Genomic DNA, 11,015 nt, shown 5'->3' with positions numbered 1-11,015 from the left:
TTATGAAAAAATTCATAAAAATACTTAAAAATTTCCAATATTTCTCAAAAAAATACCCCATCCTTGGCTATACCGGGATGGGGTTTGTCTACAATCTGTAACCTCTCCTTATCCGGAGAGGTTTTTTGTTTGTTTACTATTAAAAATGGCTCCCATTTTGGGAGCCATAAATTTTAAAGTTTTATGGAATAATCCTTGTTCCAGTTTTTCCTTCTAGTGCATCTTTTAGTTTTTCCATATCGGTGATGAGTGCTGGTCTATTTGTTGATGTTACAAAGGAGATACAGGCTTCTATTTTTGGTAGCATACTTCCTTTTGCAAAATGACCTTCATTCATATATTTTTCAGCTTCCTTTACTGTGATTGTATCAAGTGGCTTTTGATCAGGTTTGTTAAAGTTGAGATATACTTTTTCTACAGCTGTAAGGATTATAAATTCATCTGCATCAAGTTCTTTTGCTATTAATGCTGATGCTCTATCTTTATCTATTACTGCTTCTACTCCTTTTATTTCTCCTTTTTCATCGATTATTACTGGAATTCCACCACCACCACCTGCTACTACTATAACGTCATTTTCTACCAAGTCTTTTATTGTTCTTTTTTCAATAACATCAAGTGGTATTGGTGATGGAACTACTCTTCTCCATCCTCTTCCAGCATCTTCTTTGAATATCCAACCTTTTTCTTCCATAATCTTTTTTGCTTCTTCTTCGCTATAAAATGGACCTACTGGTTTTGTTGGATTTTTAAATCCTGGATCATCTTTATTTACTACAATTTGAGTTACTACTGTAGCAATTTCCTTATCTATTTTTCTTTCATTTAATACATTTTTCAACTCTTGAGAAATCATATATCCAAGATATCCTTGGGTCATTGCACCTAATACATCCATTGGAAATGGTGGAATAGTATCCTTTGCAATATCCTGTTGAACTAGTAGATTCCCAACTTGTGGTCCATTTCCGTGAGTTATTATTATTCTGTAACCTAATTCAATCATATCTGCAAGATATGATGCTGTAACTTTTATATTTTTGAACATATTTTCTGCTGTTGGTTTTTCTCCTGGTCTATTAATTGCATTACCACCAATAGCAACAACTGCCAATTTTTTCATATTTTTGCCTCCTACCTGATTATAGGGTTGCTACCATAACAGCTTTTATGGTATGCATTCTATTTTCAGCTTGATCAAAGACTTTAGAATGTTTGCTTCTAAATACTTCATCGGTTACTTCACGAATATCTAATCCTCTTTCTTTTGCTTCTTTTGCAACTGTTGTTTCAAAGTCGTGGAATGATGGTAAACAATGTAAGAAAATAACGTTCGGATTTTCCGTTCTTTTAATTAAATCCATGTCAACTCTATATGGTGTTAATAGTTCAACTCTTTCTGGCATTTTGTCTTCTTCGCCCATTGATACCCAAACATCCGTGTAGATAGCGTCTGCTCCTTTTACTCCATCAAGATCAGGCGTATATTCAATAATTGCTCCGGATTCTTTGGCGTTTTCAAGTGCTTCATTCATGATTTCATCTGATGGTTTTAATTGTTCAGGACCAACTGCAACATAGTGAATACCAAGTTTTGAAGAAATTCTCATTAAAGTATTTGCTACGTTGTTTCTTGTATCACCTACAAAAACAAGTTTCATTTGGTTAAGTGGTTTGTGTATAAACTCCATCATTGTCATAACGTCTGCAAGACCTTGGGTTGGATGTGCTTCATCAGTCAAACCATTCCATACTGGAACTCCTGAATATTTTGCAAGTGCTTCAACAACTTCTTGCTTATAGCCTCTGTATTCAATACCATCGTACATTCTTCCTAAGACTTTTGCGGTATCTTCTATTGATTCTTTTTTACCCATTTGACTATTGGTAAGGAATGTTACATGTGCACCTTCATCGTATGCAGCAACTTCAAAAGCAGTTCTAGTTCTTGTTGATGTTTTATCAAAAATTAAAACAATGTTTTTTCCTTTAAGTAGTTCCTGTCTTATACCTGCTCTTTTTTTAGCTTTTAAATCAAATGCAAGGTTAAGAAGATATTTAATTTCTTCAGCTGTGAAATCTTTTAATGTTAAAAGACTTCTTCCTTTAAGATTAACTGGCACGTTATCTCCTCCCACTTTTTTATATTTAAAACACAATTAGGTATTTTAATTATACACTTGTTTTTTTTATTTATCAAAACAAACAAATCTTGAAAAACAACAGTTTTTCGAGAATATTTATTTGTTTTAAAGTTATATTTGTTTAAGATTGAGTATGCACGAGTATGCATAAGAATACATCGCATACTGATGCATATCTTTAAAATGAAAAATTAACTGTGAAAAATATATCATTCTTAAAGTTAATTGTAATATTTAAAGTTTTACTTTTTATTTAAAATCTAATATAATTGATATCGAAAAGGAGGATGAAAGAATGAAGGTTAATGTCTACTCTGAAGTAAAGAAATTAAAAATTGTGTTGCTTCATAGACCTGGATTGGAGTTAGAAAATATTGAACCTGATTTATTAGAAGAACTATTGTTTGAAGACATCCCATATTTAAAAAAGGCACAACAAGAGCATGATTATTTTGCCAAGGCTTTGAAAGATAATGGTGTTGAGGTTAAATATGTTACGGATCTACTTACAAATACTTTAGAAAAAAAAGGGTTAAAAGAACAGTTTGTGGATGAATATTTAAATCTAAGCGAGGTAAAAAATGAATATATATTGGAAGCTTTAAAGGAATATTTATTATCTTTTGAAACAAAAGAAATGGTAAGAAAAATCATAGGCGGGGTAAGGATTGATGAATTTAAGTTAAACAAAAAAAGTTTTTCAACAGTTGTTCATTTAAATAAACAATTTTATCTTCTTCCACTTCCAAATCTTTATTTTCAAAGAGATCCTGTTGCTTTTGTAGGAAGAGGAGCGCTAATTAATAGAATGAAAACAAAGGCAAGAAGAAGGGAATCATTGTTTATGAAGTATGTATTAAAATATAGTGATGAATTTAGTGATATTCCTATTTATTATGATATGAATGAACCATTTTCTATAGAAGGTGGGGATGTTTTAGTATTATCTGATAAAGTCCTTGCTATTGGAATTTCACAAAGAACGGATCCAGAGGCTATAGAAAAAGTTGCAAATAAAATATTTTATGAATCAGACGAAAGCTTTGATACTATACTTGCAATAAATATGCCAAAAAAGCGCGCGTATATGCATCTTGACACAATCTTTACAATGGTTAGTGAAAATAAATTTTTAGTTCATTCAAAACTTGAAACCAGCTTGCATGTATATGTCTTAAAGAAAAATAAACACGAATTTGAGGTAACAGAAGAAGATTTACAGTTAGAAGATGTACTAAAAAAATATCTTGAAAGAAATGATATTGAGCTTATTAAATGTGGAGGAGATGATGAAATAGCTGCAAAAAGAGAACAATGGAATGATGGTTCAAATGTTTTAGCAATAAGTCCTGGAACGGTTATAGCATATGAAAGAAATTATGTGACAAATCAGTTGTTAAGAGAAAGAGGAGTTAATGTTATAGAAATTCCTTCAAGTGAGCTATCAAGAGGTCGTGGAGGGCCTAGATGTATGTCGATGCCAATCTGTAGAGAATAGAAAATTCCCCATCCTAGCTTGGATGGGGAATTTTTTAAAAATAGGTTGCATAGTCTTCTATATATCTTAAATCTTTAATTTTTACATTTTTTCCTTCCATTTCTATAATTCCTTTCTTTTCAAGTTCAATAAAGACTCTTGATAGTGCAGGGCGAGTTACTCCAAATTCTCTTGCAAGTTCGGTTTTAGACATTTCAAGTTTTATAGTTTTAGAATTTTGTTTTTTAAAGGAGTCATAAAGATATGAACATACCTTTTGAATAAGATTTTTGAGTGTTATCTCATAAAATCTATCGGTGATAAATATAAATGTGTCAGAGACATTTTGTAGATAATTTTTTAATATTTTTTCGTTTTTCATCATTTCATGAATGAGAATATCTTTGGAGAGTGTTAAAATTTTACATTTTTTTATTGCCACCACATCAACTGGATATTTTGGATTTGATGAAAATATAGTTGCGATTGCAAGCGTTTTTGGAGCTATCATATGATCTATTTGTATAACTCGTCCCTCTTCGTTTACAAACAAACCCAAAGCTTCTCCTTCTATTAGAATTAGTATTTCATCTATTGGATCATTCCTTTGTTTTATTATTTCATCTTTTTCAAATGTTAAAATTTTGGATTTTTTTGTAATTTCTAAAATTTCATTTTCATTTAAATCTTTAAAAAGGCTACAATTCTTGATTGATTCTATGTATTGTTTCAAAATGTTCCCTCCAAAATTAATCATACTAACTTAAAATACTTAAAAACTCTGATTCAGGCATTGGCTTTCCAAAATAATACCCTTGGAATAACCTAAAACCTATCATAGTCAAAATTTCAAGTTGTTTTTCATTTTCGACACCTTCAGGTATTGCCCCCATTTTAAAAGACTCTGCTATACTATATATTGCTTTTAAGAGATTTAGATTTTTTTTCATCGTCTATATTACTTATGAATTCTCTGTCTATTTTAATTATATCAAATGGAATATTTCTTAAATAATTTAATGAAGAGTAACCAGTTCCAAAGTCATCAAGGCATAATTTAAATCCTTCGCTTTTTAGTAGATTAAGATTTTCACGAACAATATCGTTGTAATCAATGAAGAGGTTTTCTGTAATTTCTATTGTAATTTGACTGCTTTGTATATTGTATTTTTCAAGTATTTTTAGATAATCTTTTGAAAAGTTGGTATTTTTTAGTTGGATAGGGCTGATATTAACATCAACAAATTTCAGTTTTTTTGTTTTAGAAAGTAATTTACATACATTTTCAAATATTTGTTTTGATGCTTGTTCTATAAGACCAGTTTTTTCTAGAAAATCAAGGAATTCAAACGGTGGTATTACTTTTCCATCTTTAACCCATCTTATTAATGCTTCGGCCCCCACAATTTCCATATTGTGTGTTGCTATTGGCTGGAAGAATGGTATAAATTCGCCTTTTTCAATTGCCTTCTTTATTTGAATTTCTTTCTCTAATTCTTTTCTTATTTCATCTTCTATTTCTTTTGAATAAGTTATTATTTTGTCTTCGTCTTTTGATCTTGAAAGGGAAAGGCTTGTTTTTCTTATAACTTCATCAATATTTTCATCATTTTTGAAAATATATGTTCCTATGTGAAATTTCAGTGAAGTATCGTCAACTTTGATGTTTTTCAAACAATTATCTATATGCAAAATAAGTTCTTTATTTTTACTGTAAGCTTTTTTTACATCTATGTCCAATTCTTCTGCTAATATCCAAAATTCATCTGCGTGAGCCCTTGAAATTATATAATTTGTACATTCCTTTAGTTTATTTGCAACAATTTTGAGAACTTTATCTCCAAAAACATTTCCCTTTAAGGAGTTGATTCTTTGAAAATCCTTTATGTCAATAAATATTAATGAATGATAAAGGAGTGGTTTGAGGTTTTTAAGCCTTTTAATAATGTATACTTTGTTAAATGTTTTAGTTAAAGGATCTTTTTCTATAAGATTAGAGATTTGTTGTGATAGTTTCTTTTCTTTTGAAATATCAGAATAGATTATATAGATAAATGTTTGATTTTCAATTTCAAATTTTGACGCATAAATTCTGACAAATATATTTTTACCACTTTTACTCTTTCTGACGGTTTCGTAACTTACATGTCCTTTTTTTAGTATTTGAAGAATCAAGATTTTTGATTCTTCTTTTAAATAATCTGGCACGATATTTTCAATGTTTTCTAATTTTTTATAACCAAAAGTTTTTGTAAATGCACTGTTGCAGTCTACAATCTTTCCGGAAGGAGTTACTAAGGCAAGTGGATCAGGTATGTTATTAAAAAGGTTATGGAATAATATATTTGCGATTTCTTGCCTTTTTGAATATTTCATTTCTTTGGTTACATCTCTAAAGTAGTATATGGATCCCTTTTCAAAATCAATGACTTCTATAGAGTAATATTTGCCATTTTTTTCAATTATTTGTCCGTTTTTAAAATTATCTTCAAGTTTTCTGTTAATTATTTGGTTAAATTCTTTACCTATAATTTTCTGGGCAGGTTTATTAAGGTCAAGAACATAATTATTCTTATCTACAAGTATTATTCCATCGCTAATATTTAAAATAAGGTTTTCTTTTGCATCTTCAAGTACTTTAATCCAACTCTTTCTTAAAAGAATAAATTCGATTATAATAAATGAAATTAGAGTTAAGAGTAAGATGATTGGTATGTTGAAATTATTAGTTATTGTTGAATAAGCGTAATATCCAAAAAGAGAGAGGAATATTATTAAAATATTTATTTTTACTTTCTTTTCAACGTTTGCTTTAAAGATGTTTTTAAATGATAGTATGATAATAATTAATGCATAAAATATAAGGAAGAAGTTTGAAAGTTTTGAATTAGCTAACTGTTTGTGGAAAATAATGTTGTTAATTACTATTAAGAAAAATAGCGGGATTGATATTAAAAACCTTTTTTTATAATTTTTCTTTTTTCCATAAAAATCCTCTGAAAAAGAAAAAATTGCAGGAATAAGAGAAACACCAATCAAATCCTGCATTATACAAAAAAATTCACTTAATGAGTATTTAATTTTAAAAAATTCAAAAATTGATAGAAAAAGTAATGAAAAAAATATGTGTATTAGCGCTGAAGAAATCTTGTATAGCTTTCTTTCAAATAGATAAATTAATGAAACTAGGGATAAGATAATTAAAAAATCTTCCATTATTTTCCTCCAATTGTTCTTTTCACAAAATATGATACCATTTTATTTGAAAATATGCAATAAAAGATATATAAAAATTACCATTTTTTAATAATTAGTTTAATATAAAATTGTTATTGTAAAATAAAAGAAGTCCCTCTTCTATTCTTTTAAAATAGAAGAGGGACTTTTCAGTATAATAGCTTTTTTAAATTTTAAATTTTCTGACTTCTTCTACAAGATCTTTTGCTATTTTGTTTAGATTTTCGGAAGAAATATCTAGTTTTTCACTTGTTTTTGCTTGGCTTTGGGCTGATTTTGCTATATCGTCAACTTGTTGTGATATTGTTACAATTGCTTTTGAAACTACATCCATTGCGCTACTCATTTCTTGTGCCGATGCGCTTTGCTGTTGAGAACTTGCTGCTAAATTATCTATTTCATCTGTAATACTTTCTATCTGTCTTAATATATTTTCAAATTTTTCTTTTGCAATTTTTGATTGATTTGATGCTTCTTCTATTATTTCAACTGTTTGATTGCTTGCCTTTGCAGTATTTTCAATTTTTTCTTGAATGTCTTTTAAAATTTCTGAGATCTGAGTTGTTGCATTTTTGCTTTCTTCAGCAAGCTTTCTAATTTCATCAGCAACAACTGCAAATCCTTTCCCAGCTTCTCCAGCTCTTGCTGCTTCTATTGCTGCATTCAGTGCTAGCAAGTTTGTTTGTTCTGCTATTGAATTAATTGTTTGAACAATTTCGTCGATATTTTTTGTGTTTTCGTTTAAAGTTTTTACAATTTTTTCAGTTGAATAGCTTATTTCCTATGCTTTTTCCACAATCTCGCTAATTGCAACAACTTCTTTTTCGCCTTCCTTTGCGTTTTCAGCCATCTTATTTGCATTATCTGAAATATTTTGAGCGGCATTTGAAACATTTTGAGCGCTTGCTGCAACTTCTTCCACTCCACTTGTTACTTCTTCAACAGATGCAGATGCATTTTGAATTGAATTATCTATTTCTGTTATTTGTGCTGATAGCTCCTGAGCACTAGCACTTAAGTTATCAGCAATATTTGCAAGTTCTTCTGAAGATGAGTTCAGATTTAAAGAAGTTTCGTTTATTTGAGAAAAACTTTCTCTTAACATATCAGCCATTTTTTGAAGAGAATTTGATATTTGGGCTATTTCATCTTTTCCTTTTGCAATAAACTTTACCGTTAAGTTTCCTTTTCCAAATTCTAGTATATTTTTAACCATCGCTGTAAGTGGTTTTGATATAAAGTAAGATGATGAAATATAAATAAAGATACTTATTAAAATAATAACGGACAAGAAAATCATTATAGTAGTGTTGGTAATTTTGTTTACTGATGAAAATAGTTCAGACTTATACAAAGTTAATCCAAAGGACCAACCTTTTCCAACCTTTATTGGAGAGTAAAATACATAAACTTCACTACCGTCTGATCTTGTATAACTTCCATAGCCAGATTTTCCTTCCAGCATCTTTTGAGCTATAGTATCTAAGCCTTTAAAACCTTGCTTTGATGCTTCAAGTATATTTACTTTCATTCTAATTTTTTCATCTGGATGTGCAATCGTAAGACCTGTTGAATCAATTATCCATCCAAATCCTTTATCTCCAACTTTTGTTTCAACAGCAATTTTATTTAGATCATCTAATTTTACTGCAGCTCCAAACAAACCAATTGTTTTTCCATTTTGATCTTTTACTGCGGATGCAACTACAAAGATATCGTTTCCTGTTGCTTTCGAAATTAGTGCATCGCTAATATAGTATTTATATCCTTGTTTTATTATTTTTTAGAAATATTCTCTGTCACTTATATTTGCAGTTACACCTGAAGTTGTAGGAGCTGTTCCATCTGGATATGCTATAAAAAACATTTCATAATCTGTCCTTGATGAAAGTTTATGATTTAATTCATTGCTCATTAGATCTTTCCAGTTTCTAGTTTTTAATGCCTATATTACTGAACTGTTATCGGCAAAATTTTGAACGTCTCTTAAAATACCATTTAACCATTCCTCAATTATTTGTGAAGCTTTTTGAGAAATTTCAAGAGCAGTTTCAACAGATAAATCTTCTACAGATTTTCTTGTCTGAAATGATATTAAAAAAGTGCTTATTATAAGTAGGGCAATTACTGGCATTAATACAAAGATTAATAATTTTCCCTTAATTGATTTCATAAAAACATCACCTCCTATTTTATTATGGAATGATATACCCATTTTAAATTATATTTAAACTCATTGTAATTTTATCACGATTGAAGTAATTTTTAAGTTTCTTATATGTTTCTTTTTTGTTAATAACGTAGAAAAATAAAAAAATATCTTTTATGTCATTGCGGATAATTAATTTGTGAGCGAAAGCTTTTCAAGAGTAATATTTTATTGATTTATTTTTTTAAGCAATAATAAAAATTTAAATAAAAATATTGAAAGATATGAAATTTCTACTTAATAAAATGTTTTATTGAAAAATTTAAGATATCTGTGTCATTTAAATTTATGAAAATATATAAGAAAGATGTTATAATTAAAAATATGAAGATAGAGAGAGAAAAAAAATATCTTGTAGATGAAAAGCTTTTTCAGAATCTTAGAAAAAAAGCAATATATAAGTTGGGAGTTATCCAGTGGTATCTGGAAAAATGTATATTTATTAAAGGTGAAAAATGTAGAATAAGGTATACTATAGATTCACAGGGACGTGAAAATTGGGTTGTTGCTTTTAAATCAACCCTTTTTGGGGATTATAAAAGACTTGAAGAGGAATATGAGGTAAAATTGGAAGATTTATCTATCTTAAAAGAAAAACCGGTGATTGCTAAGATAAGATATTTTCTTTTAATGGAGAAAACAGAGGTAATTGTTGATGAATTTATAGAGCTTGATTATCCATTAAAAGTTAAATATTTAGCGGAAATAGAAACAGATGAAGAGTTTAAAAAATTTGAAGAGATGTTTTCTTTGTCTAAGGCAGTTAAAGATTTTGAAGAATATACTAACAAAAATCTTGCAAGAGTTAGTAAATTTTCTCCTGAAGAGATTATTAGAAAAGTACAGACCATGATATAATCAATTAGACATAAAAAAAGAGGAGGGTGAATATGAAGGCGTTGATTTTGTGTGCTGGAAAAGGGACAAGGCTTAGGCCACTTACATTCACTATAGCTAAACATTTAATTCCAATAGCAAATAAACCTGTAATATCATACAGTCTTGAAAAAATAAAAAGTGTTGGGATTGAAGAAGTTGGTATTGTAGTAAATCCGGAAAATATAAAAGACTTTAAGAATTTTTTTGGAAATGGTGAAAAATTTGGCTTGAAGATTGAATATATTCTTCAGCAGGAGCCTAAAGGGCTTGCTCATGCTGTAATGGTTTCAAAAGATTTTCTTAAAGATGATGATTTTTTGATGTATCTTGGTGATAACTTGATATTGGATGATATAACATCATTTGTTGAAGAATTTAAAAATGATGAGGACATGAAAGCTTCTATATTACTTTCACCAGTTAAGGACCCATCAAGGTTTGGTGTGGCTGTTGTAAAAGGGGGAAAAATAATAGAAGTTGTAGAAAAGCCAAAAGAGCCAATATCTAACCTTGCTATAATCGGACTTTATTTATTTAGAAATACTATTTTTGAAGGAATTGAAAACATAAAACCTTCATGGCGGGGAGAACTTGAAATAACAGATGCAATTGGATATTTGATAAAGAATAATTATAAAGTAAAAGGGCATGTTGTTTACGGTTGGTGGAAAGATACTGGAAAGCCTGAAGATTTAATAGAGGCCAACAGAAAAATTTTGGATGATAATCATTTTAAAGTGCAAATTGATGGTATAGTTGATACTTCAAGTGTAATACAAGGAAGAGTATTCATTGGAGAAAATAGTGAGATTATTAATAGTACTATTAGAGGGCCTGTGGTAATTGGTAAAAATTGTATAATTAAAGATTCTTACATTGGACCATACACGTCAATAGGTAATAATGCAGTGATTGAAGATTGTGAGATAGAAAATAGCATATTAATGGATCATGTAAAGCTAATGAATCTTCCATACCCTATTGATTCATCTCTTATTGGCAAGAATGTGCAGATTGTAAATAATGAAAAAAAGCCAAAAGCTATGAAGTTTGTTATTGGTGATATGGG

The 11,015-nt window shown here is 29.1% G+C and carries 10 protein-coding genes and 1 pseudogene; 3 read left to right on the top strand and 8 right to left on the bottom strand.

The features are described from left to right. Window positions 1-181: 181 nt before the first annotated feature. Together arcC and argF are read right to left on the bottom strand one after the other, a co-directional pair. Entirely contained in the window at window positions 182-1,123 is a 942-nt protein-coding gene (arcC, locus tag JG780_RS08795; RefSeq protein WP_004101201.1) for a carbamate kinase, read from the bottom strand. Between the two features lie 19 nt (window positions 1,124-1,142). Next, window positions 1,143-2,123, bottom strand: a complete 981-nt coding sequence (gene argF / locus JG780_RS08790) for an ornithine carbamoyltransferase (RefSeq protein WP_004101204.1) — start codon at window positions 2,121-2,123, stop codon at window positions 1,143-1,145. Between the two features lie 316 nt (window positions 2,124-2,439). Between argF and arcA the strand changes: the two genes are divergently transcribed. Next, complete coding sequence (gene arcA / locus JG780_RS08785) at window positions 2,440-3,642, top strand: arginine deiminase (protein ID WP_114702668.1); 1,203 nt, start codon at window positions 2,440-2,442, stop codon at window positions 3,640-3,642. A 34-nt stretch (window positions 3,643-3,676) separates the two neighbouring features. On the opposite strand, the gene JG780_RS08780 is transcribed toward arcA, so the two are convergent. From JG780_RS08780 to JG780_RS08755, 6 genes and pseudogenes are all read right to left on the bottom strand, one after another. Further along, complete coding sequence (locus JG780_RS08780) at window positions 3,677-4,354, bottom strand: Crp/Fnr family transcriptional regulator (protein WP_004101205.1); 678 nt, start codon at window positions 4,352-4,354, stop codon at window positions 3,677-3,679. Between the two features lie 25 nt (window positions 4,355-4,379). Beyond that, window positions 4,380-6,669, bottom strand: a pseudogene (locus JG780_RS08775) (sensor domain-containing protein). A gap of 355 nt (window positions 6,670-7,024) precedes the next feature. Next, window positions 7,025-7,615 carry a methyl-accepting chemotaxis protein gene (locus JG780_RS08770; protein ID WP_287570181.1) on the bottom strand — a complete coding sequence of 197 codons (591 nt, stop codon included), beginning with the start codon at window positions 7,613-7,615 and terminating at the stop codon, window positions 7,025-7,027. Between the two features lie 24 nt (window positions 7,616-7,639). Beyond that, entirely contained in the window at window positions 7,640-8,611 is a 972-nt protein-coding gene (locus tag JG780_RS08765) for a methyl-accepting chemotaxis protein (RefSeq protein WP_503005354.1), read from the bottom strand. A 30-nt stretch (window positions 8,612-8,641) separates the two neighbouring features. Next, the gene (locus JG780_RS08760; protein WP_287570176.1) at window positions 8,642-8,773 is read right to left on the bottom strand and encodes a PDC sensor domain-containing protein; all 132 of its coding nucleotides are present in this window, start codon (window positions 8,771-8,773) and stop codon (window positions 8,642-8,644) included. A gap of 30 nt (window positions 8,774-8,803) precedes the next feature. Continuing rightward, window positions 8,804-9,031 (bottom strand): hypothetical protein, encoded by a 228-nt coding sequence (locus JG780_RS08755; protein WP_287570175.1) that lies wholly within the window; start codon window positions 9,029-9,031, stop codon window positions 8,804-8,806. 324 nt (window positions 9,032-9,355) lie between these two features. Between JG780_RS08755 and JG780_RS08750 the strand changes: the two genes are divergently transcribed. Then, complete coding sequence (locus JG780_RS08750) at window positions 9,356-9,925, top strand: hypothetical protein (RefSeq protein WP_287570173.1); 570 nt, start codon at window positions 9,356-9,358, stop codon at window positions 9,923-9,925. A 32-nt stretch (window positions 9,926-9,957) separates the two neighbouring features. Next, a partial coding sequence (locus tag JG780_RS08745; protein ID WP_287570171.1) for a glucose-1-phosphate thymidylyltransferase occupies window positions 9,958-11,015 on the top strand: 1,058 nt, incomplete at its 3' end.

This window comes from Thermosipho sp. (in: thermotogales) (assembly GCF_020054775.1).
GTDB lineage: Bacteria > Thermotogota > Thermotogae > Thermotogales > Fervidobacteriaceae > Thermosipho > Thermosipho africanus.
Note: the sequence above shows the minus strand (reverse complement) of the source record. Positions and strands in the feature narration are given on the sequence as shown.

Bases quoted from the DNA above. Each gene is read 5' to 3' on its own strand.
- arcC (WP_004101201.1), bottom strand. From the start codon at position 1,123: ATGAAAAAATTGGCAGTTGTTGCTATTGGTGGTAATGCAATTAATAGA.
- arcA (WP_114702668.1), top strand. From the start codon at position 2,440: ATGAAGGTTAATGTCTACTCTGAAGTAAAGAAATTAAAAATTGTGTTG.
- JG780_RS08760 (WP_287570176.1), bottom strand. From the start codon at position 8,773: ATGAGCAATGAATTAAATCATAAACTTTCATCAAGGACAGATTATGAA.
- JG780_RS08755 (WP_287570175.1), bottom strand. From the start codon at position 9,031: ATGAAATCAATTAAGGGAAAATTATTAATCTTTGTATTAATGCCAGTA.
- JG780_RS08750 (WP_287570173.1), top strand. From the start codon at position 9,356: ATGAAAATATATAAGAAAGATGTTATAATTAAAAATATGAAGATAGAG.